Source organism: Streptomyces sp. WMMB303 (assembly GCF_029351045.1).
GTDB lineage: Bacteria > Actinomycetota > Actinomycetes > Streptomycetales > Streptomycetaceae > Streptomyces.
This window is the reverse complement of the sequence record NZ_JARKIN010000001.1, coordinates 5,185,936-5,207,327: the sequence shown is the minus strand read 5'-3', so window position 1 is coordinate 5,207,327 and position 21,392 is coordinate 5,185,936. Positions and strand designations below refer to the sequence as shown.

Annotated in this window: 19 protein-coding genes and 1 riboswitch; of the genes, 12 read left to right on the top strand and 7 right to left on the bottom strand. The window is 71.7% G+C overall.

What is annotated here, in order from left to right:
• Nucleotides 1-518: 518 nt before the first annotated feature.
• The 9 genes from rpsB (at nucleotide 519) to P2424_RS22775 (ending at nucleotide 10,757) form a co-directional block, all read left to right on the top strand.
• Nucleotides 519-1,427 carry a 30S ribosomal protein S2 gene (gene rpsB, locus P2424_RS22815; RefSeq protein WP_276477615.1) on the top strand — a complete coding sequence of 303 codons (909 nt, stop codon included), beginning with the start codon at nucleotides 519-521 and terminating at the stop codon, nucleotides 1,425-1,427.
• Between the two features lie 147 nt (nucleotides 1,428-1,574).
• Nucleotides 1,575-2,411, top strand: a complete 837-nt coding sequence (gene tsf / locus P2424_RS22810; protein ID WP_276477614.1) for a translation elongation factor Ts — start codon at nucleotides 1,575-1,577, stop codon at nucleotides 2,409-2,411.
• A 199-nt stretch (nucleotides 2,412-2,610) separates the two neighbouring features.
• On the top strand, nucleotides 2,611-3,366 hold the full coding sequence (gene pyrH / locus P2424_RS22805; RefSeq protein ID WP_026004505.1) for a UMP kinase: 756 nt from the start codon (nucleotides 2,611-2,613) through the stop codon (nucleotides 3,364-3,366).
• Between the two features lie 271 nt (nucleotides 3,367-3,637).
• Complete coding sequence (frr, locus tag P2424_RS22800; protein WP_276477613.1) at nucleotides 3,638-4,195, top strand: ribosome recycling factor; 558 nt, start codon at nucleotides 3,638-3,640, stop codon at nucleotides 4,193-4,195.
• 39 nt (nucleotides 4,196-4,234) lie between these two features.
• Complete coding sequence (locus P2424_RS22795; RefSeq protein ID WP_276477612.1) at nucleotides 4,235-5,413, top strand: phosphatidate cytidylyltransferase; 1,179 nt, start codon at nucleotides 4,235-4,237, stop codon at nucleotides 5,411-5,413.
• 130 nt (nucleotides 5,414-5,543) lie between these two features.
• Entirely contained in the window at nucleotides 5,544-6,650 is a 1,107-nt protein-coding gene (gene rlmN / locus P2424_RS22790; protein ID WP_276477611.1) for a 23S rRNA (adenine(2503)-C(2))-methyltransferase RlmN, read from the top strand.
• Between the two features lie 51 nt (nucleotides 6,651-6,701).
• A riboswitch (TPP riboswitch) is annotated at nucleotides 6,702-6,818 on the top strand.
• Nucleotides 6,814-7,890, top strand: coding sequence for a thiamine ABC transporter substrate-binding protein (locus tag P2424_RS22785; protein WP_276477610.1), 1,077 nt, complete (start codon nucleotides 6,814-6,816; stop codon nucleotides 7,888-7,890). It overlaps the preceding riboswitch by 5 nt.
• A gap of 149 nt (nucleotides 7,891-8,039) precedes the next feature.
• A complete protein-coding gene (locus P2424_RS22780; RefSeq protein ID WP_276479083.1) occupies nucleotides 8,040-9,650 on the top strand; it encodes an iron ABC transporter permease in 1,611 nt (536 codons plus the stop codon).
• Complete coding sequence (locus P2424_RS22775) at nucleotides 9,651-10,757, top strand: ABC transporter ATP-binding protein (RefSeq protein WP_276477609.1); 1,107 nt, start codon at nucleotides 9,651-9,653, stop codon at nucleotides 10,755-10,757.
• A 9-nt stretch (nucleotides 10,758-10,766) separates the two neighbouring features.
• Here P2424_RS22775 and P2424_RS22770 read toward each other — a convergent pair whose 3' ends face one another.
• From P2424_RS22770 to P2424_RS22755, 4 genes are all read right to left on the bottom strand, one after another.
• Nucleotides 10,767-12,005, bottom strand: coding sequence for a hypothetical protein (locus tag P2424_RS22770; protein WP_276477608.1), 1,239 nt, complete (start codon nucleotides 12,003-12,005; stop codon nucleotides 10,767-10,769).
• The gene (locus tag P2424_RS22765) at nucleotides 11,987-12,766 is read right to left on the bottom strand and encodes an ATP-binding cassette domain-containing protein (protein WP_276477607.1); all 780 of its coding nucleotides are present in this window, start codon (nucleotides 12,764-12,766) and stop codon (nucleotides 11,987-11,989) included. Before P2424_RS22765 ends, P2424_RS22770 begins: the two co-directional genes overlap by 19 nt.
• Before the next feature lie 144 nt (nucleotides 12,767-12,910).
• Nucleotides 12,911-14,272, bottom strand: coding sequence for an aspartate aminotransferase family protein (locus P2424_RS22760; protein WP_276477606.1), 1,362 nt, complete (start codon nucleotides 14,270-14,272; stop codon nucleotides 12,911-12,913).
• Nucleotides 14,273-14,274: 2 nt separating this feature from the next.
• A complete protein-coding gene (locus P2424_RS22755; protein WP_276477605.1) occupies nucleotides 14,275-14,763 on the bottom strand; it encodes an Lrp/AsnC family transcriptional regulator in 489 nt (162 codons plus the stop codon).
• A 171-nt stretch (nucleotides 14,764-14,934) separates the two neighbouring features.
• Here P2424_RS22755 and P2424_RS22750 point away from each other — a divergent pair, with 171 nt between their 5' ends.
• Nucleotides 14,935-16,368, top strand: a complete 1,434-nt coding sequence (locus P2424_RS22750) for a gamma-aminobutyraldehyde dehydrogenase (protein WP_276477604.1) — start codon at nucleotides 14,935-14,937, stop codon at nucleotides 16,366-16,368.
• Nucleotides 16,369-16,503: 135 nt separating this feature from the next.
• On the opposite strand, the gene P2424_RS22745 is transcribed toward P2424_RS22750, so the two are convergent.
• The 3 genes from P2424_RS22745 to P2424_RS22735 all read right to left on the bottom strand — a co-directional run bounded on the left by P2424_RS22745 (nucleotide 16,504) and on the right by P2424_RS22735 (nucleotide 18,713).
• On the bottom strand, nucleotides 16,504-16,854 hold the full coding sequence (locus tag P2424_RS22745; protein WP_276477603.1) for a zinc-ribbon domain-containing protein: 351 nt from the start codon (nucleotides 16,852-16,854) through the stop codon (nucleotides 16,504-16,506).
• 72 nt (nucleotides 16,855-16,926) lie between these two features.
• Entirely contained in the window at nucleotides 16,927-17,679 is a 753-nt protein-coding gene (locus P2424_RS22740; protein WP_276477602.1) for a glycerophosphodiester phosphodiesterase, read from the bottom strand.
• A complete protein-coding gene (locus tag P2424_RS22735; RefSeq protein ID WP_276477601.1) occupies nucleotides 17,676-18,713 on the bottom strand; it encodes an adenosine deaminase in 1,038 nt (345 codons plus the stop codon). Before P2424_RS22735 ends, P2424_RS22740 begins: the two co-directional genes overlap by 4 nt.
• 118 nt (nucleotides 18,714-18,831) lie before the next feature.
• Between P2424_RS22735 and P2424_RS22730 the strand changes: the two genes are divergently transcribed.
• Together P2424_RS22730 and P2424_RS22725 are read left to right on the top strand one after the other, a co-directional pair.
• Entirely contained in the window at nucleotides 18,832-19,491 is a 660-nt protein-coding gene (locus P2424_RS22730; RefSeq protein ID WP_276477600.1) for a DUF4190 domain-containing protein, read from the top strand.
• 320 nt (nucleotides 19,492-19,811) lie between these two features.
• Nucleotides 19,812-21,335 carry a gamma-aminobutyraldehyde dehydrogenase gene (locus P2424_RS22725; RefSeq protein WP_276477599.1) on the top strand — a complete coding sequence of 508 codons (1,524 nt, stop codon included), beginning with the start codon at nucleotides 19,812-19,814 and terminating at the stop codon, nucleotides 21,333-21,335.
• Nucleotides 21,336-21,392: the final 57 nt, after the last annotated feature.

Below are 21,392 nucleotides of genomic sequence, written 5' to 3'. Positions count from 1 at the left end.
GAGGCTGTTCCATGGCAGAACGGTGACCCGGTTCGCCGTTGCGCGGGGATCATGGTCCGGGGCTGTGGACAACCGGCCGATTGTGGACAGCTCCGTCACCCCGATGAGGGGATCGGGGTGTGGCGCCGGAGGTGAGGGCGCCGGGCGGCACGGGGAGCGGCTGCTGGCCTTCCGCGCTCGTCATCCGTGCGAGGGGCCCGCGCCGGGCGGCGTCCGGCCCCGGAACCGACTCCGCGCCCCGGTCCCCCGCGGACCTTCGGTGCCCGACGCCCGCGGTACGGCGCCCGGCCCCCGGCGGGCGCGGCGCCCCTCCGCGGTCCCGTACACTGCTGGTGCGGCCCGGGTGACCGGGCTGACTTCGCACGCCCCGCCACCCTCACCCGGTGGCCGCGCATCTCGGTCCCAGGAACGGTCCCGGTCTCCACGCCGGAACCCTCCGGGCGGCGCGTCGGGGCGTCAGGCAAGCGGGGGCGTCCGGCCTCCGCTGACGACAACCGAGTACACCAAGGAGAACGGCCATGGCCGTCGTCACGATGCGGGAGCTGCTGGAGAGCGGCGTCCACTTCGGGCACCAGACCCGTCGCTGGAACCCGAAGATGAAGCGCTTCATCTTCACCGAGCGCAACGGCATCTACATCATCGACCTGCTCCAGTCGCTGTCGTACATCGACCGCGCCTACGAGTTCGTCAAGGAGACCGTCGCCCACGGCGGCTCCATCATGTTCGTCGGCACCAAGAAGCAGGCCCAGGAGGCCATCGCCGAGCAGGCCACCCGCGTGGGTATGCCCTACGTGAACCAGCGCTGGCTCGGCGGCATGCTCACCAACTTCTCGACGGTCTACAAGCGGCTGCAGCGCCTCAAGGAGCTGGAGCAGATCGACTTCGAGGACGTGGCCGCCTCCGGCCTCACCAAGAAGGAGCTGCTGGTCCTCTCCCGCGAGAAGGCCAAGCTGGAGAAGACCCTCGGTGGTATCCGCGAGATGCAGAAGGTGCCCAGCGCCGTCTGGATCGTGGACACCAAGAAGGAGCACATCGCCGTCGGCGAGGCGCGCAAGCTCAACATCCCGGTGGTGGCGATCCTCGACACCAACTGCGACCCCGACGAGGTCGACTACAAGATCCCGGGCAACGACGACGCGATCCGCTCCGTCACTCTGCTGACCCGCGTGATCGCGGACGCCGTGGCGGAGGGCCTCATCGCCCGTTCGTCCGGGGGCTCCGGCGAGAGCAAGGGCGAGAAGGCCGCCGGTGAGCCGCTGGCCGAGTGGGAGCGTGACCTCCTCGAGGGCGAGAAGGCCGCCGAGAAGCCGGCTGCCGAGGCGGAGAAGCCCGCCGAGGCCGAGGCCGAGGCTCAGCCCGCCGCTGAGGCCGCCGGTACCGCTGCCGAGGACGAGCAGGCGGCGGCCCCCGCCGAGCAGCAGGGCTGACCCACGGGTCACGTGGATCACGTGGGCCCACAGGTCCGCGGTGGGACGGCGGGGGCCGGGTGCCCCCGCCGTCCAGCCGTGAGCTGAGCCGGTCCCGTGTGACTCCGAACCAACCTCACCGACTTTCCGAGAAGAGATTCACAGACCATGGCGAACTACACCGCCGCCGACGTCAAGAAGCTCCGGGAGCTGACCGGCGCCGGCATGATGGACTGCAAGAAGGCGCTGGACGAGGCCGAGGGCAACGTCGACAAGGCCGTCGAGGTCCTGCGCGTCAAGGGCCAGAAGGGCGTGGCCAAGCGCGAGAGCCGCACCGCCGAGAACGGCGCGGTCATCACCCGCATCGCCGCCGACAACGCCACCGGTGTGCTGGTCGAGCTCAAGTGCGAGACGGACTTCGTCGCCAAGGGTGAGAAGTTCCTCGCCGCCGCCGAGGCCATCGCGGCGCACATCGAGGCCACCTCGCCGGCCGACATCGACGCGCTGCTCGCTTCCGAGATCGAGTCCGGCAAGACCGTGCAGGCGTACGTCGACGAGGCCAACGCCAGCCTCGGCGAGAAGATCGTGCTGGACCGCTTCGCGCAGTTCTCCGGCGCCTTCGTGGGCTCCTACCTGCACCGCACCAGCCCGGACCTGCCCCCGCAGGTCGGTGTGCTCGTCGAGCTGGACGCCGCGAACGAGGAGATCGCCAAGGACGTCGCGCAGCACATCGCCGCCTTCGCCCCGGCGTACCTGACCCGCGAGGACATCCCGGAGGAGACGGTCGCCAACGAGCGCCGCATCGCCGAGGAGACGGCCCGCGAGGAGGGCAAGCCCGAGGCCGCCCTGCCGAAGATCATCGAGGGCCGGGTCAACGGCTTCTTCAAGGAGAACACCCTCCTGGACCAGCCCTTCGCCAAGGACAACAAGAAGTCCGTGCAGAAGGTCCTGGACGAGGCCGGTGTGTCGCTGAAGCGCTTCGCCCGCTTCCGCGTCGGTGCCTGAGGACCCCGTTCCCGACGCATCCCGCGCAGGCCGGTTCCGCTCGCTCGGAGGTGGAGCACACCGGGTAGCGCGCCCGGAACCGGCCCGGGCCCGATAAGGTCGGGCACAGGGCAGTTGTGACGAGGAGGCCATTGCCGCAGAGGGAACCGCGAGGATCCGACGGCAATGGCCTCTTTCGTATGTGCACGAGGAGATCTCCATGAGCAGCAATGACACCGACAACGACAGCGACGGCCGACGGCGCTTCCTGCTGAAGCTCTCCGGCGAGGCGTTCGCCGGTGGCGGCGGACTCGGTGTCGACCCCGACGTCGTGCACAAGATGGCCCGGGAGATCGCCTCGGTCGTCCAGGACGGGGCCGAGATGGCTGTCGTCATCGGCGGCGGCAACTTCTTCCGGGGGGCCGAGCTCCAGCAGCGCGGTATGGACCGCGCGCGCTCGGACTACATGGGCATGCTCGGCACCGTGATGAACTGCCTGGCACTCCAGGACTTCCTGGAGAAGGAGGGCATCGACTCGCGAGTGCAGACCGCCATCACGATGGGGCAGGTCGCCGAGCCGTACATCCCGCTCCGTGCGATCCGCCACCTGGAGAAGGGCCGCGTCGTCATCTTCGGTGCGGGTATGGGGATGCCCTATTTCTCCACCGACACCACGGCCGCCCAGCGTGCTCTGGAGATCAACGCCGAGGTGATGCTCATGGGCAAGAACGGTGTGGACGGCGTCTACGACTCCGACCCGGCGCGCAACCCCGCGGCGGTGAAGTTCGACGCGCTCGAGTACGGCGAGGTCATCACCCGCGATCTCAAGGTCGCCGACATGACCGCGATCACGCTCTGCAGGGACAACAAGTTGCCGATTCTCGTCTTCGAGCTGCTGGCCGAGGGCAATATCGGCCGCGCCGTCAAGGGTGAGAAGATCGGCACCCTGGTCAGCAACCAGGGCACCCGGCCCTGACCGGCCCCCAATCCGGCTCCGAACCCGGACCCGGCAGCGGCCCGGTCGGCGGATCCGCGGATCCGGCCGGGCTGCCGGCCACCGGTCGGCAGGCGCCGACGGCAACACCGTGGCGCCGGAACGGCCCGGTACGGGGATGGACAACAGCCTGCCGGTCGGACACCGTGCAGGCAGCAGGGCATCGCGGGGGCCGGGGCGGCCCGCGGGGCGGCCGTCAGCTCACAGCCCCGGATGAAGCAGTCAGGCTCATTCATCGAACCAGGAGCACGTGGTGATCGAAGAGACCCTCCTCGAAGCCGAGGAAAAGATGGAGAAGGCGGTCGTCGTCGCCAAGGAGGACTTCGCCGCTATCCGCACCGGCCGTGCGCACCCGGCGATGTTCAACAAGATCGTGGCCGAGTACTACGGCACGATGACGCCGATCAACCAGCTCGCGTCGTTCTCCGTACCGGAGCCCCGGATGGCGGTGGTCACCCCGTTCGACAAGAGCTCGCTGCGCAACATCGAACAGGCCATCCGCGACTCGGATCTGGGCGTCAACCCGTCGAACGACGGCCATATCATCCGGGTGACGTTCCCCGAGCTGACCGAGGAACGCCGCCGGGAGTACATCAAGGTCGCCAAGGCCAAGGGCGAGGACGCCAAGATCTCCATCCGGAGCATTCGGCGCAAGGCCAAGGAGACCATGGACAAGGCCATCAAGGACGGCGAGGTCGGTGAGGACGAGGGCCGCAGGGGCGAGAAGGAACTCGACGACACCACCTCCAAGTACGTCGCACAGGTGGACGAGCTGCTCAAGCACAAGGAGTCCGAGCTGCTCGAAGTCTGAGCCCACCGTCCCAAGGTCCGAGGTCGAAGGCTGCTATCTGTGAACGACTCTTCCTGGGGAGCGCCGCAACCGGACGCGGGCTACTGGGGCCCTCCCGAGCAGGGCTCCGCCGCACCCGCGGCGATGCCCCGCCCGGGCGATGGTCCGGTGTCCGCCCACGACGTGAGCGTCCCCGTGCACGATGTGGGCGGCGACGCGTCGCAGACTCGGCGTATGCCCATTGCACCCGACCCCGGGAGCCCCGGTGACGCTGAAGACGGCCGTGCCCGCCGGCGCGGCCCCGACGGCCCCGGCCCCACAGATCCCGCCGGTCCCTCCGGCGCGCGGCACGGCCAGGACGGACCGGAACCGCCCCACACCCCTCGGCAGCCCGAAACGACCGCAGCTGCAGAGGGGGGCAGGAAGCGCGCCGGGCGGGACCTGCCCGCGGCGATAGGGGTCGGTCTGGGCCTCGGCGTCGTCATCCTGGCTGCGCTGTTCTTCTACAAGCCGGCCTTTCTCGGCGTCATCGTGCTGGCGGTCGTCGTCGGGCTCTGGGAACTGACCTCGCGGCTGCGGGAGCGCAAGGGGATCCAGGTCCCGCTGGTGCCGCTGGCGCTCGGCGGCGCGGCCATGACGATCGCCGGCTATCTGCGGGGCGCGGAGGGTGCCTGGATCGCCATGGCGCTCACAGCTCTGACGGTGCTGGCCTGGCGCATGACGCAGCCTGCGGCCGACTACCTGCGGGATGTGACGGCGGCCCTCTTCGCCGCCTTCTACGTGCCCTTCCTCGCCACCTTCGTCGCCCTGATGCTGGCGGCGGACGACGGACCCTGGCGGGTACTGACGTTCCTGATCCTCACCGTGGTCAGCGACACCGGCGCCTACGCGGTGGGCTGGCGGTTCGGGCGACACAAGCTGGCCCCCCGGATCAGCCCCGGCAAGACCCGGGAGGGGCTGGTCGGCGCGGTGGCCTTCGCCATGGCGGCGGGCGCCCTGTGCACGCAGTTCCTGATCGACGACGGTCGCTGGTGGCAGGGCCTGCTGCTGGGCCTCGCGGTAGCGGTCAGCGCCACCCTGGGCGATCTGGGCGAGTCGATGATGAAGCGGGACCTGGGCATCAAGGACATGGGGACCCTGCTGCCCGGGCACGGCGGCATCATGGACCGGCTCGACTCGCTGCTGCCGACCGCGCCGGTTGTCTGGCTGCTGCTGGTCGTCTTCGTCGGCGCGGGCTGAGCCCGCCTCGACCGATCAGGACCGCGCGACGGCAGGGCCCCGGGGCCCGGCGGGGCCGATTGACCGGGGACTGCCGCCCTGCCCCGCTGACCAGCGGCCCGCCAAAATGATCTGCGACACTGGTACGGCTATGCCTGCACCCGGAGAACTCACGTTCGTCGCCCCGCGCGGCGCCAAGAAGCCGCCCCGCCACCTTGCCGATCTCGCTCCCGAGGACCGCCGTGCGGCGGTCGCGGAGCTCGGCGAGAAGCCCTTCCGCGCCAAGCAGCTCTCGCAGCACTACTTCGCGCGGCTGGCGCACGACCCGCAACAGTGGACCGACATCCCTGCCGCCGCCCGCGAGAAGCTGGCGTCCGGGCTGCTGCCCGACCTGATGAGCGTGGTGCGGCACATCAGCTGCGACGACGACGCCACGCGCAAAACGCTGTGGCGGCTGCACGACGGGACGCTCGTGGAGTCCGTCCTGATGCGGTACCCGGACCGGGTCACCATGTGCATCAGCTCGCAGGCCGGCTGCGGGATGAACTGTCCGTTCTGCGCCACGGGCCAGGCCGGCCTGGACCGGAACCTGAGCACCGCGGAGATCGTCCACCAGATCGTCGACGAGATGCGCGCCCTGCGGGACGGCGAGGTGCCCGGCGGGCCGGCACGGCTGTCGAACATCGTCTTCATGGGGATGGGCGAGCCGCTGGCCAACTACAAGCGGGTGGTCGGCGCCATCCGGAGGCTGACCGATCCCGAGCCGGACGGTCTCGGGCTGTCCCAGCGCGGCATCACCGTCTCCACGGTCGGTCTCGTACCCGCGATGCTGCGCTTCTCCGACGAGGGCTTCAAATGCCGGCTGGCGCTCTCCCTGCACGCGCCCGACGACGAACTGCGGGACACCCTGGTGCCGGTCAACACCCGGTGGAAGGTGCGGGAGGTGCTCGACGCCGCATGGGAGTACGCGGCCAGGTCCGGACGCCGGGTCTCCATCGAGTACGCGTTGATCAAGGACATCAACGACCAGGCGTGGCGTGCCGATCTGCTGGGCCGGCTGCTCAAGGGCAAGCGGGTGCACGTCAACCTCATCCCGCTCAATCCGACGCCCGGTTCCAAGTGGACCGCTTCCCGTCCCGAGGACGAGGCCGCATTCGTGCGGACGCTGGAGTCGCACGGTGTGCCCGTGACCGTACGGGACACCCGGGGTCAGGAGATCGACGGTGCGTGCGGCCAGCTCGCGGCGACCGAACGCTGACGCCTGACTGGTAGTGTTCGAACGGGCCGCCCGGTGCGGCCCGTACAACCGAACAGCCGACAGGGGAGCGCTCACAGCGCTGAGAGTGTGGCCCGTACGCCCGTACGTGCCGCAGACCCTCGAACCTCGCCCGGGTCATGCCGGGTAGGAAGTCGATGCACTGATGAAGAAGCACGCGCGGCGGGCTGCCGCCGCAACCACCGCTGTCCTCAGCCTCGCACTGCTGGCCACCGCCTGCGGAGGCGCGGACGACAACGCCGATTCCAAGACCGTCACCCTCGTCACCCACGACTCGTTCGCCGTCTCGAAGTCCGTGCTCGAGGACTTCGAGAAGCGCAGCGGCTACCAGGTCGAGGTGCTGCGCGGCGGCGACGCGGGTGCCGCCGTGAACCAGGCGGTCCTCAACAAGGGCAACCCGCAGGGCGACGTCTTCTTCGGCGTCGACAACACGCTCCTCTCCCGCCCGCTGGACAAGGACGTCTTCGCCCCCTACGAGGCCGAGGGCCTGGCGAAGGTGCCGGAGCGGCTGCAGGCGGACCCGGAGAAGCACCGGGTCACCCCGGTGGACACGGGCGACGTGTGCGTCAACTACGACCGCCGGTGGTTCGCCGACAAGAAGCTCGACCCGCCGCGTACTCTGCAGGACTTGGCGAAGCCCCGCTACAAGGACCTGCTGGTGACCGAGGACGCCGCCACCTCCTCTCCCGGCCTGGCGTTCCTGCTGGCGAGCGTCGCCGAGTTCGGCGAGGACGGCTGGCAGGACTACTGGAAGAAGCTGCGCGCCAACGGGGCCGAGGTCGCAGGAAGCTGGGAGCAGGCCTACAACGACCGCTTCAGCGGCTCCCGCGAGGGCAAGGGCAAGGGCGACAAACCGCTGGTCGTCTCCTACGCCTCCAGCCCGCCTGCCGAGGTCATGGGCGAGAAGAACCCGCCCGAGCAGGCGCCGACCGGCGTGGCCGAGGGAACCTGCTTCCGGCAGACCGAGTACGCCGGGCTGCTCCGCGGCGCGAAGAACACCGAGGGCGGGCAGGCGCTGCTGGACTTCCTGCTCAGCAAGCGGTTCCAGGAGGACCTGCCGCTGAAGATGTTCGTCAACCCGGTCCGCGAGGACGCCCGGCTGCCGGAGCTGTTCACCAAGTACGGCGAGACCGTGGACGACCCCGCCACCGTCGCCCCGCGGAAGATCGCGGAACACCGTGAGCAGTGGATCAAGACGTGGACGTCGCTCGCCGTGAAGTAGTCGCCCGCGACGCCGCGGCCCGGGACCTGCCGGACTCTCCGGAAGGGCCGGTGCCGCCCGGCGTCCCGGACGGCCCCGCCGCGCCCGCGCGACCGTCCGCCGCCGCGGACCGCCGCGGCGGCGGTGGCACCGGCGTGCGGCTCGCGCTGATGGCCGTCCCGGCGGCGTTCTTCGCGCTCTTCTTCGGCTACCCGGTGGCCGCGATCGTCTTCCGGGGGCTGCACGAGGGCGGCGATTGGCACTTCGGCCGGACCGCCCGGGTGCTCGGCGATCCCGACATCCTCCAGGTGCTCTGGTTCACGCTGTGGCAGGCCGCGGCCTCCACCGCGCTCACTCTCGCGTTGGCCCTTCCCGGCGCCTACGTGTTCGCCAGGTTCGACTTTCCGGGCAAGCGGCTGCTGCGCGCCGTGGTGACGGTGCCGTTCGTGCTGCCGACAGTCGTCGTCGGCTCGGCCTTCCTCGCGCTGGCCGGGCGTGAGGGAGCGCTGGACGTCTGGTTCGGGGTACGACTGGACACCAGCGTGTGGGCGATCCTGCTGGCGCACGTCTTCTTCAACTACGCGGTTGTCGTGCGCACCGTCGGCAGCCTGTGGTCCCAGCTCGATCCGCGCCAGGAGGAAGCCGCACGCGTCCTGGGCGCCGGCCGGTTCGCCGCCTGGCGGCGGGTCACTCTGCCCGCGCTGGCGCCGTCCGTGGCGGCCGCCGCGCTGATCGTCTTCCTGTTCACCTTCACCAGCTTCGGCGTCATCCAGGTCCTGGGCGGGCCGAGGTACGCCACGCTGGAGGTCGAGATCTACCGGCAGACGGCCACCCTGCTGGACCTGCCGACCGCCGCCGTGCTGACGCTCACCCAACTCGCCGCCGTCGCCGCACTGCTCGTCGTGCACGCCTGGGCACTGCGCAAGCGGGAGAGCGCACTCAGCCTGGTACCCGCGGACCACGCCGCCCGCCGCCCGGCAGGGCCCGGCCAGTGGACGACGGTGGGCACCGTGCTGGGCGTGATGCTCGTGCTGACGGTCGTCCCGCTCCTCGTGCTGGTCCTGCGGGCACTGGAGGGACCGGACGGATACGGTCTCGCCTTCTTCCGCGCGCTGGGTGCCCGCTCCGACAGTGCGACCTTCGTCGTCGCGCCCATCGAGGCCATCGGCAACTCACTGGCCTACGCCGCCGTGGCGACGGCCATCGCCCTGGTGGTGGGCGGGCTGGCCGCGGCCGCCCTCACCCGTCGGGCCGGGCGGCTGGTCCGGGGATTCGACGCGCTGCTGATGCTCCCGCTGGGCACCTCGGCCGTTACCGTCGGCTTCGGCTTCCTCGTCGCGCTGGACGAGCCACCGCTGGATCTGCGGTCGAGCTGGATCCTGGTGCCGCTGGCCCAGGCGCTGGTCGGCGTCCCGTTCGTCATCCGCACCATGCTGCCGGTGCTGCGTGCCGTGGACGTGAGGCTGCGGGAGACCGCGGCCGTGCTGGGCGCCTCCCCGCTGCGGGCCTGGCGGGAAGTCGACTTCCCGCTGGTGCGCCGCGCGCTGCTGGTGGCCGCCGGGTTCGCCTTCACCGTCTCGCTGGGCGAGTTCGGCGCGACCGTGTTCATCGCCCGGCCCGACGCACCCACCCTGCCGGTCGCGGTGGCCCGGATGCTGGGACGGGCCGGGGAAGCGCACTACGGGCAGGCCATGGCCCTGAGCACTCTTCTCATGCTCGTCTGTGCGGGGGTACTGCTCGCGCTGGAGCGGGTGCGAACCGACGGCCGGAGGGAGTTGTAGATGCTGCGGCTGGACGAAGTGACCGTGAGCTTCGGCGAGCGGACCGCGCTGGACGCGGTCGACCTGGAGGTGGCCGCGCACGAGACGGTCTGCGTCCTGGGGCCCAGCGGAAGCGGCAAATCCACCCTCCTGCGCGTCGTCGCAGGGCTGCAGGAGGTCCGCAGCGGCCGGGTGCTGCTGTCGGGGCAGGACCAGACCGGTGTGCCGCCGCACCGCCGGGGCGTCGGCCTGATGTTCCAGGACCACCAGCTCTTCCCGCAGCGCGACGTCGCCGGGAACGTCGGCTTCGGGCCGCGAATGCACCGCATGGGCCGCGCCGAGACCGACCGCCGGGTCGCCGAGCTGCTGGACCTGGTGGGGCTGCCGGGCGCGGGGCGGCGGGCGGTGACCGCGCTGTCCGGCGGCGAGCAGCAGCGTGTCGCGCTGGCCCGCGCGCTGGCCCCGGAGCCGAGACTGCTGATGCTGGACGAGCCGCTGGGCCAGCTCGACCGCGGACTGCGCGAGCGCCTCGTCGTCGAACTGCGCGGCCTGTTCCGGAGGCTGGGTACGACGGTGCTCGCCGTCACCCACGACCATGGGGAGGCGTTCGCGCTCGCCGACCGGGTCGTGGTGATGGAGCGCGGACGCATCGCCCAGGCGGGCACCCCGCTGGAGGTCTGGCAGCGCCCCGCCTCCGAGTTCGTCGCCCGCTTCCTGGGGTTCGACAACATCACCCCGGCCACCGTCGAGGGCACGACCGCGGACACGGCCTGGGGGAAGCTGCCCGTGCCGGACAGCACCCCGCAGGGCGGCGGCCACCTGCTCGTGCGCCCCGGCGGCGTGCAGCTGCGGGAGGCTCGGGAGGGGCTGCGCTGCACGGTGGAGGCACGCACGTTCCGCGGCGGGGACGCCTCCACGGTCACTGTGCTGCTGCGCCCGGACGCGGGACCGCCCCTGCAGGCGGCCTGCACCTTGCGGGACGCACCGCAGGAGGGAGCCGAGGTGGGGGTCGCCTTCGACCCGCGGGAGGTGGTCGTGCTGGGTGCACCGGAGGCACCCCATGCTCCCGCACCTCGGAAGGCCGGAGTCGGCCAGGGCCCTTCGTCCGGCTCGGACCGGGCCCGGTAGCCGCAGGAGTCAGCCCGAAGGCAGCGCCGTGAACAGACCGGCAGCCGCCGCGAGCGACGTGCACACTGCCGCGGTGGCAGCGGCCCGCAGCAGCGCCACGCCCCGGCCCAGTTGCCGCGGCGCCCCCAGGCGGTCCAGCAGGTCCCGCACGGGGGTACGGGCGCGCCGGACCCGGGCGAGTGCCGCCAGCGCGGCGGCGGCCGCGCAGCATCCGGTCAGAGCTGCGGCGAGTCCCACCAGTGGACTCGGCGCGGGCCCCCACGCCCCGGTCAGGTGGGCCCGGAAGACCGACAGCAGCGCCGCGGCCATCGCACTCAGCGCGCCCAGCGGACGCCCGAGGGAGGACGCTTCGCGGACGAGTGAGCGCCCGGCCAGCAGCCGCACCGGGCCCGGTCGTGCGGCGCCCAGCAGATGTCCGCTCAGCGCCACCAGTCCGGGCCCGGCCACCACCAGGCCCACTCCGATGAGCGTCCACCCGGCGGCGAACTGCGAGCCCGCCACGTCCCCGGGGTGTTCCGCCGGCTTCCAGGCGCCGCGGCCGGTGCTGTGCGCCGCATGCGCCTCCAGCAGCAGGCCCGCCGTTCCGGTCAGCAGGCCGGAGGCCGCCCGTAGGGCGCTCCGCAGCGCGGCGTGGCGCGGGATCTCCGTACCGTCCCGCCGCCGGGAGTCCACCGTCCGGCGGCTGTCCGCCAGGCGCCAGGAGGCCCGCGGCGCCGGTGCTGTGGCGCCGGACCGGGCACCCCGGGCGGCCGCGAGGGCGGCCACCGCCGGGAGCGCGCTCAGCAGCGTCACGGCGGCCGGGACGGGGAGCGGGGGGCCCTGCAACGTCAGCACGGCCGACGGGCGGGGCAGGTTCAGGACCGACAGCGAGCCGCCCGCGCTCTCGACGCCTCCCCGTACGGTCAGCAGCAGCGTCAGCGCGCTGCCCATCAGACCGGGTACCGCCGCGGTGCGTGCGGCCAGCAGCGGCAGCCGGGCGGGCCCCAGCCCGGCCGCGTGCAGGCCGAGCCGGGTCTCGGCCCGCGGCTCGGTGCGCCCGAGGACCGCGGCCAGGTGTGCGGTGGCGGCGAGCGGGACCAGGCACCACAGCAGCCGCACCAGGACGGCCGCCCGGTGGCCGGGGTGTTCCAGGGCGTAGGAGAGGGCGGCGAGCAGCAGCAGGCCGCCGCCGGCGGAGGCGCACAGCAGCAGCAGGCGGAGCAGCAGCGCCGCAGGTGTCGCCGTGAGTGTCAGACGGAGAGTGAGCACGCTGCCGCGCCTTCCGGTCCTGCGGACACCGCGGCCGGACTGCCGGGCGCGGGGGTGCGGGTCCGGCGGCCGTCGGTGAGGTCGACGATGCGGTCGGCGAGCGCGGCACCGGTCGCCTCCGCGGTGCGTGCCGCCTGGTCGAGTGCGAAGTCGTGTCCGGCGAGGAGGACCGTGATGCCCTGCGAGCGGGCCGCGGCGCTGAGCGCCCGCAGCACCTGGGCGCGGTCGGTCTGGTGCAGCGGTGCCGTGGGCTCGTCGGCGAAGAGCACGGTGGGGGAGTGGACCAGGGCCCGGGCCACGGCGATGCGCTGGCGCTGGGCCTGCCGGAGTGCGGGCGGCCGCGTTCCGGCGCAGTCCCCGACGTCCAGCCGCTCCAGCCAGGAGCATGCCGTGCGGCGGGCCGTGCGGTATCCGTCGCCCTGCAGCAGGAGAGGGAGCGCGGCGTTCTCCCATGCGGTCAGTTCGGGGACGAGGCGCGGGGTGCTGTCGATCCAGCCGAAGCGGTGCAGCCGCAGCCGTTCGCGCGCTGCCCGGCCGAGGGTGTGGACGGGGGCGCTGTTGAACCACACCTCGCCCTGGTCCGGCAGCACCTGCCCGGACATGCAGCGCAGCAGTGTGGTCTTGCCGCTGCCCCGGGGCCCTGTGACGGCGAGGATCTCGCCTTCCCGGACGCCGAGCGAGACGCCCTGCAGCGCGGGTGAGCCGTCGTAGGCGTAGTGCAGTCCTCGCGCCCAGAGCACGTCGTCCGGCGGGGCGGCCATGGGGCACCTCCACTCAACATCGCGAGCCGTCATTCCCTCTGGAGGGTGAAACGAGGGGCGGGGGCATCGGTCACTGGATCGATGCCCCCGCCCCTCGTGCGGCCCTGTGCGGTGCTCCCGCAGGTGGCTGTGCCGCGGTGCGGATCAGAGTTTCGTCCACGCCTCCGTGAGGACGGTGCGGAGGATCTGCTCCGCCTCGTCGAAGACCTTCTGGTCGGAGATCAGCGGCGGGGCGAGTTGGACGACCGGGTCGCCCCGGTCGTCGGCGCGGCAGTAGAGGCCGTTCTCGAACAGCGCCTTGGACAGGAAGCCGTACAGGACGCGCTCGGACTCCTCCTCGGTGAACGTCTCCTTGGTGGCCTTGTCCTTGACGAGTTCGATGCCGTAGAAGAACCCGTTGCCGCGCACGTCGCCGACTATGGGCAGGTCGTGCAGCTTCTGCAGGGTGCTGAAGAAGCCGGCCTCGTTGTCGAGCACGTGCTGGTTGAGGCCTTCGCGCTCGAAGATGTCGAGGTTGGCCAGCGCGACGGCGGCCGAGACGGGGTGGCCGCCGAAGGTGTACCCGTGCAGGAACGTGCTGTCGCCTCGGTAGAAGGGCTCGGCGATGCGGTTGGAGATGACCGCGGCCCCTATCGGCGAGTAGCCGGAGGTCATGCCCTTGGCGCAGGTGATGATGTCGGGCACATAGCCGAACTTGTCGCAGGCGAAGACGGTGCCCAGTCGTCCGAAGGCGCAGATCACCTCGTCCGAGACGAGCAGCACGTCGTACTGGTCGCAGATCTCCCGGACCCGCTGGAAGTATCCGGGCGGCGGCGGGAAGCAGCCGCCCGCGTTCTGCACCGGCTCCAGGAAGACCGCGGCCACGGTCTCCGGGCCCTCGAAGAGGATCTGCTGCTCGATCTGGTCGGCGGCCCAGCGGCCGAACGCCTCGGGGTCGTCGCCGTGGATGGGGGCCCGGTAGATGTTGGTGTTGGGGACCTTGTGCGCGCCGGGGACCAGCGGCTCGTAGGGGGCCTTGAGCGCGGGCAGCCCGGTGATGGCGAGGGCGCCCTGCGGGGTGCCGTGGTAGGCGACGGCGCGGGAGATGACCTTGTGCTTGAGCGGGTTGCCGGTCAGCTTGTGGTACTGCTTGGCCAGCTTCCACGCCGTCTCGACGGCTTCGCCGCCGCCGGTGGTGAAGAAGACCTTGTTCAGGTCGCCCGGGGCGTGCTGCGCGAGGCGCTCGGCCAGTTCGACGGCCTTGGGGTGCGCATAGGACCAGATCGGGAAGAAGGCGAGGTCCTGGGCCTGCTTGGTGGCGGCCTCGGCCAGCTCGGTGCGGCCGTGCCCCGCCTGGACGACGAACAGGCCCGCCAAGCCGTCGAGGTAGCGCTTGCCGTCGGTGTCGTAGATGTAGACGCCCTCGCCGCGGGCGATCGTCGGAACCGGCGCGTTCTGGTACGACGACATGCGGGTGAAGTGCATCCACAGGTGGTCGTTGGCGGTGCGGGAGAGGTCCTTGCTCACTGTTATCGCGTTCCCCAGGTGTAGGTCTGCTTGCGCAGCTTGAGGTAGACGAAGCTCTCCGTCGACCGCACGCCCGGCAGGGTCCGGATGCGTTTGTTGATCAGTTCGAGGAGATGGTCGTCGTCGTGGCACACGATCTCGACGAGCAGGTCGAACGAGCCCGCCGCGATCACGACGTAGTCGACTTCGTCGATCCCGGCGAGGGCGTCGGCGACCGGTTCGACGTCCCCGTCGACCGTGACGCCCAGCATCGCCTGGCGCATGAAGCCGACGGTGAGCGGATCGGTCACGGCGACGATCTGCATGACGCCCTGCTCCTGGAGCTTCTGGACGCGCTGCCGCACGGCCGCCTCGGAAAGCCCGACGGCTTTGCCGATGGCGGCGTACGGGCGCCGTCCGTCCTCCTGGAGCTGTTCGATGATTGCCAGGGACACGGCATCCAGGGACGAGGAGCCTGCTGTCTTCTTCGAGTCGCGAGCCACGGGTGCCACTGTGCATGAGACATCCGCCGTCCCGCAACCCTTGAGCGATGTAATCCGCAGCCAATCGACTGACTGAACACTGATTCCGTTGTTCAGCGACGGTGGGCGTATCGAAAACGTTGCCCGGCCGGTTAGGGTGGCGGTCTCACCCATTGGACAACGGAGCAGGAGGGGTGCGAAGTGACCACCGAGCTGCGTCGACTGCGCAACTACATCGACGGGGAGTTCAGAGACGCCGCGGACGGCCGGACCACCGAGGTGGTCAACCCGGCGACGGGTGAGGCGTACGCCACGGCGCCGCTGTCCGGCGCCGCCGACGTCGACGCCGCGGTGGCCGCTGCCGAGGCCGCCTTCCCCACCTGGCGGGACGCCACACCCGGCACCCGCCAGCAGGCCATCCTCAAGATCGCCGACGCGCTGGAGGCGCGCGCCGACGAGTTCCTCGCCGTCGAGTGCGAGAACTGCGGCAAACCGCTGGAGCTGACCCGGCAGGAGGAGCTGCCGATGATGCTCGACCAGATCCGCTTCTTCGCGGGCGCGGCCCGGATGCTCGACGGCAAGGCCGCAGGCGAGTACATGGAGGGCCTGACCTCGTTCGTGCGGCGCGAGCCGATCGGCGTGTGCGCCCAGGTCGCCCCGTGGAACTACCCCGCGATGATGGCCGTGTGGAAGTTCGCCCCGGCTCTCGCGGCGGGCAACACGGTCGTGCTCAAGCCCTCGGACACCACCCCGGCCTCGACGGTCTTCCTGGCCGAGGTGATGGGCGCCATCCTGCCCAAGGGCGTCTTCAACGTCGTGTGCGGCGACCGGGACACCGGACGACTGCTGGTCGAGCACAGGACACCGGCGATGGCCTCCATCACCGGCTCGGTGCGGGCGGGCATGGAGGTCGCCGCCAGCGGCGCGAAGGACCTCAAGCGCGTCCACCTGGAGCTGGGCGGCAAGGCACCCTGCGTCGTCTTCGACGACGCGGACATCCCGGCGGCCGTCGAGGGCATCCGGGACGGCGGTTTCTTCAACGCCGGCCAGGACTGCACCGCGGCCACGCGAGTGCTCGTCCAGGAAGGCGTCCACGACGAGTTCGTGCAGGCGCTGGCCAAGGCCGCCGCCGAGGTGAAGACCGGCGACCTGAGCGACGAGGACTGCTTCTACGGCCCGCTGAACAACCCGACCCACCTGGAGAAGGTGGCGGGCTTCATCGACCGCCTCCCCGCGCACGCCAAAGTCGAGGCGGGCGGCGAGCGAGTCGGCGACAGGGGCTACTTCTACGCCCCCACCGTCGTCTCCGGCCTCAAGCAGGACGACGAGATCATCCAGAACGAGGTCTTCGGACCGGTGATCACCGTCCAGAAGTTCACCGACGAGGCGCAGGCGGTCCAGTGGGCCAACGATGTGGAGTACGCGCTTGCGTCGTCGGTGTGGACCACCGACCACGGCACCGCCATGCGGATGTCCCGGGTCCTGGACTTCGGCTGCGTGTGGATCAACACCCACATCCCGCTCGTCGCCGAGATGCCGCACGGCGGCTTCAAGAAGTCCGGCTACGGCAAGGACCTGTCCATGTACGGTCTGGAGGACTACACGCGGGTCAAGCACGTCATGACGGCGCTGTGAGCTGACCCCGCGGGGGCAGGCAGCCCGCGCTGCCGCGAGCCGCGAGCGCACCCGCGGCAGGCCCGCACCCCGGCCGGGGTGCGGGCCTGCCGCCTGCGGACTCCGCGGTGCCGAGCGGGCCCGGGAGTCAGGGCTTCAGGACTGGTACGGGTTCTGCGGCCCGCGGTCCGCGAAAGGGTTCTGGCCCTGCCCGCCCGGCTGCGGCGGCACACCGGCCCCGGCCTGCGGAGCCGCGGCCGGAGCCGCGCCCTGGGCCTGGCCCAGCATCTGCTCGGCGCTCTCCTTGGAGATCTCGGTGTGCGCGCCGCAGAAGGTGCACTGGAGGGAGTGCTTCGCCGGTGCGATCGGGAACAGCGGGATGAAGAAGAGCGAGAACTTCGTCACCCGCTTGCGCAGCGCATGCGCGGCCGGGTTGCCGCAGAACCCGCAGAGCAGATTGAGCATGGCGAGCTGCATCAGCTTGCTGCTGGTACCGAAGATGATCACGGTGGTTCCATTCACGAGTGCGTAGCGAGCGGTTATGAGCCAATCACCCGCCGACACCCACCGGAAGCCGGTTCATGTAACAGGCGTGCGCCAACTCCGTGCGCGCCGCGGGCTGTCCAACGCGCGCACCAGCCGCGCGACGTGGTTGGTGGTGATCCCGTCGACCCCCAGCGCGGCGAGCCGGCGCATGGTGCGTACCCGGTCGGCCGTCCACGCGGAGACCAGCCGCCCGTCCGCATGCGCGCGGGCGACCAGTTCCGGGGAGAGCAGCCCGAAGCGGTAGTTGAGCCAGCGCGGCCGCAGCTCCGCGAGCAGCGTCGGCCGCACCGGCGCCGCGCGCTCCCAGGTGAGCGCCAGCTCGGCGCCCGGCGACACGGAGCGCACCCGACGCATCGCCTCCGGGCCACCGCAGTAGTAGACCCGGTCCGCTGCGTCCGCGGCCCGCACAGCCGCGACAGCGGCCGCCGCCGCGCCCGGGTCGGGCAGATCGACCAGGGTGCGGACCCCGCGGGTGACGGCGAGCGCGTCGGTGAGCGAAGGGACGCCGGGAGCCACCGTTGTCAGCCGTTCGCGGGTGGCCGCGGCCACGGCGGCGTCGAGCCCCCACAGTCGCTCCAGGGTGCGGTCGTGCAGCACCACGGGCACCCCGTCCCGGGTGAGCCGCACGTCCAGCTCCACGGCGTCGGCCCCTGCGGCAACGGCGGCGCGAAAGGACGGCAGGGTGTTCTCCCGCGCAGCCCAGGGCGCGCCCCGGTGTGCCACCGCGGCCGGCCGGCGGCCGGAAGGGGCCGCGGGCCGGTCCGCTCCGGCCGGCTCTCCGGTCACCCCGAACGCTGCCAGGCTGCCAGGTGGGCGTCGATCTCCTCGTGCAGCCGGGCCTTGCCGCCCTCGTCCAGGAAGGAGACCCGCACCGCGTTCCTGGCCAGCGCGGCCACTCCCGCCGCGTCCAGGCCCAGCAGCTTCGCCGCGATGCCGTACTCGGTGTTGAGGTCGGTGCCGAACATCGGGGGGTCGTCACTGTTGATCGTGACCAGTACGCCGGCCTTGACCATCTCCGCGAGAGGGTGGTCGGCCAGGGACTCCACCGCGCGGGTCGCGATGTTCGAGGTCGGACAGACCTCCAGCGGAATGCCGCGCTCGGCCAGGTGCTCCAGCAGCCGGGGGTCCTGGACGGCGCTGGTGCCGTGGCCGATGCGTTCGGCCCGCAGCGAGGTGAGCGCGTCCCAGATCGTGCCCGGGCCCGTCGTCTCGCCCGCGTGCGGGACGCTGTGCAGCCCGGTGGCCAGTGCCCGGTCGAAGTAGGGCTTGAACTGCGGGCGGGGCACGCCGATCTCCGGACCGCCGAGCCCGAAGGAGACCAGCCCGTCCGGGGCCATCGCGGTGGCGATCCGTGCCGTCTCCTCGGCCGCCTCCAGGCCCGCCTCGCCCGGGATGTCGAAGGTCCAGCGCAGCACCACGCCCAGTTCCCGCTCGGCGGAGCGGCGGGCGTCCTCGATGGCCTCGAGGAAGGCGCCGTCGGGGATGCCGCGGCTCACGGAGCTGTAGGGCGTCACGGTCAGCTCCGCGTACCGGATCGACTGCCGTGCCATGTCGCGGGCGATCTCGTAGGTCAGCAGGCGTACGTCCTCGGCGTCCCGGACCAGGTCCACGACCGAGAGGTAGACCTGGATGAAGTGCGCGAAGTCGGTGAACGTGAAGTAGTCGGCGAGGGCCTCGGGGTCCACCGGCACGCCCGCCTCCGGATGACGGGCCGCGAGTTCGGCCACGATCCGCGGCGAGGCGGAGCCGACATGGTGCACATGCAGCTCTGCCTTGGGCAGCCCTGCGATGAAGGCGGCCAGATCTGAGGATTCGGACAAGGGGTGCCTCCGGCTCCGTTGCGGGTCCGGTCATCGTAGGCGCCCCGGTGCCGGACGTGGTGTCCGAGCTGCCGCATAGCATGAGGTGAAGGGACCATGTGGAAGGAGGGGGGACGCGATGGACAAGGGGGCGGGGCCGCTGCCGCCTGCCGGAGCGCCCGGGCAGCCGAGCGGGGGGAATGACGACGGTCAGGGGAGCGGGAAGCCGCCTCCGATTCCCCCGGCGCCGGACGGTCCGGGCCGCTCCTACGGCGTACCGCCCGCGGCGGGGTACCCACAGGGCGGGCCCGCGGCGCCGGGGCCGCAGGGCGGCTACGGCGGCGGGGCACCGGGGTACGGCGCGGCGGGCGGATATCCGGGCTACGGAGCTCAGCCCGGCGCCGGCTACGGCTCAGGAACGTACGCACCGTACGGCTGGTACGGACCGCCGCCGCCGGTCGGCAAGTCCGTGGCCGCCATGGTGGTCGGTATCGGCAGCGTGGTGCTGGTCCTCACCTGCTGGGGCAGTTTCCTCGCCGTCCTCTCCTCCCCGGTCGCGCTCGTCCTGGGCGTCAGCGCGCGGCGCGCGGTGGCCCGGGGGGAACAGGGCGGAAGCGGGCAGGCGACGGCCGGGTTCGTCCTCGGTATCGTCGGACTGGCGCTGGCGGTGATCGTCAGCACGTTCCTGATCCTCGGTCTGACGGTCTGGTCGGACGATTTCGGTGGCGGGCCGGGGGGTGGCGACGGCGACTCCTTCGACGCGCGGGGCGCCCGTGCGCCGGTCGCGGCGGTGCGCTGAGCGGACTTCCCGAGCAGCAGGACAGGGGGCGGCCTTCCGCGGGGTGCGGAAGGCCGCCCCCTGTCCTGTCCTGGCCTGTCCTGCCCGGCACCGCCGTGCGGTGCCGGGTGGTCGCGTGGCGCCTCAGCGAGAGTGTGAGGTCGGGCGGGAGTATCGATTCCGTGGCGTAATCAAAAGATAACTACGGAATCCCTTGTTGGATACTCGAAGCCCTGCCAGGATCGGCTGCCAACGGCGGCCTGGGCCACGGTGCCGCATCATGCGAACCGTGCCGAGGAGCCCCCGGAGCACGCCGCACCCCGCAGTGGTCAGGAGTCCCGATGGTCCAGCGCTTCGATGTGTCCGAGCGGTTCGCCGCGGGCGCCCAGTACGTCGCCGGAAGGCTCCGCCCCGGCTCTTCGGGCCGCTCGCACGCCCTCGTGGACCCGGCGACCGGCGAGGAGGTCCACAGGTTCGAACTGGCCGGTGTGGCCGACATCGACGCGGCGGTCCGCGCCGCCCGCGCGGCCCTGCCAGGCTGGTCGGGCGCCACTCCCGCCGAGCGCTCGGAGGCCATGCACCGCTGGGCGGCCCGGCTCGCCGAACTGACCGACGAGTTCGTGTACGCCGAGTCGCTGCAGTGCGGCAAACCGCTCAAGCTCTCCGCCGAGTTCGACGTCCCGGGCTCCTTCGACAACGTCGCCTTCTTCGCGGGCGCCGCCCGCCACCTCACCGGTGCGGCGGCCGCCGAGTACAGCGGGGAGCACACCTCCTCCGTGCGGCGGGAACCGTTGGGCGTCATCGGCTCCATCGCTCCGTGGAACTACCCGCTGCAGATGGCGGCCTGGAAGATCCCCCCGGCTGTCGCGGCGGGCAACACCGTCGTCCTCAAGCCCTCCGAGCTCACCCCGCTCACCTCCGTGATGTTCGCGCAGGCAGCGGAAGAGGCGGGGGTCCCGGCCGGGGTGATCAACATCGTCACCGGCGCCGGGCCGGACGCGGGCGAGGCGCTCGTCGCCCACCCCGGGGTGGCCATGACCTCCTTCACCGGCTCCACCGCCGTCGGCCGACGGGTGGCTGAGATCGCCACCACGGCCTCCCGTCCCGCCAAGCGCCTGCACCTCGAGCTCGGCGGCAAGGCGCCGTTCCTGGTGTTCGACGACGCCGACCTGGCCGCGGCGGCGCAGGGCGCGGTCGCGGGCGCCCTGATCAACAGCGGGCAGGACTGCACGGCGGCAACCCGCGCCTATGTCCAGCGCCCGCTCTACGACGCCTTCGTGGGTGCTGTCGCGGAACTGATGAACGAGGTGCGCGTCGGCGATCCGTTCGCGGCGGGCACGGACCTGGGCCCGCTGATCTCCCATGCGCAACGCGACCGGGTGGCCGGTTTCGTGGACCGGGCCCGCTCCTACGCCACTGTCGTCACCGGGGGCGAGGCGCCGGGCGGAGAGCTCGCCCGGGGCGCCTACTACCGTCCGACGCTCCTTACCGACGCGCCGCAGGACAGCGAGGCCGTCCAGCAGGAGATCTTCGGCCCGGTGCTCGTGGTGCTGCCCTTCGACACCGACGACGAGGGGATCGCGTTGGCCAACGACACCCCCTACGGGCTCGCCGCCTCCGCCTGGAGCCGCTCGGTCTTCCGCACCGGGCGCGCCGCGCGAGAGCTCCAGGCCGGCTGCGTGTGGCTCAACGACCACATTCCGATCATCAGCGAGATGCCGCACGGCGGCTACAAGGCGTCCGGCTACGGCAAGGACATGTCCGCCTTCTCGTTCGAGGAGTACACCCAGATCAAGCACGTGATGGCCGAGACGACCGGCACCGTGCGCAAAGACTGGCACCGTACGGTCTTCGGCGACCGCTGACGAACGACGATGTGCGGACAGCGCCCCCGGGCGCCCCCGCCCCCGGAGCGCCCCGCC

Bases quoted from the DNA above. Each gene is read 5' to 3' on its own strand.
- P2424_RS22780 (WP_276479083.1), top strand. From the start codon at position 8,040: ATGGCCGTCCCGGCGGCGTTCTTCGCGCTCTTCTTCGGCTACCCGGTG.
- tsf (WP_276477614.1), top strand. From the start codon at position 1,575: ATGGCGAACTACACCGCCGCCGACGTCAAGAAGCTCCGGGAGCTGACC.
- rlmN (WP_276477611.1), top strand. From the start codon at position 5,544: ATGCCTGCACCCGGAGAACTCACGTTCGTCGCCCCGCGCGGCGCCAAG.
- P2424_RS22785 (WP_276477610.1), top strand. From the start codon at position 6,814: ATGAAGAAGCACGCGCGGCGGGCTGCCGCCGCAACCACCGCTGTCCTC.
- P2424_RS22725 (WP_276477599.1), top strand. From the start codon at position 19,812: ATGGTCCAGCGCTTCGATGTGTCCGAGCGGTTCGCCGCGGGCGCCCAG.
- P2424_RS22775 (WP_276477609.1), top strand. From the start codon at position 9,651: ATGCTGCGGCTGGACGAAGTGACCGTGAGCTTCGGCGAGCGGACCGCG.
- P2424_RS22765 (WP_276477607.1), bottom strand. From the start codon at position 12,766: ATGGCCGCCCCGCCGGACGACGTGCTCTGGGCGCGAGGACTGCACTAC.
- pyrH (WP_026004505.1), top strand. From the start codon at position 2,611: ATGAGCAGCAATGACACCGACAACGACAGCGACGGCCGACGGCGCTTC.
- rpsB (WP_276477615.1), top strand. From the start codon at position 519: ATGGCCGTCGTCACGATGCGGGAGCTGCTGGAGAGCGGCGTCCACTTC.
- P2424_RS22730 (WP_276477600.1), top strand. From the start codon at position 18,832: ATGGACAAGGGGGCGGGGCCGCTGCCGCCTGCCGGAGCGCCCGGGCAG.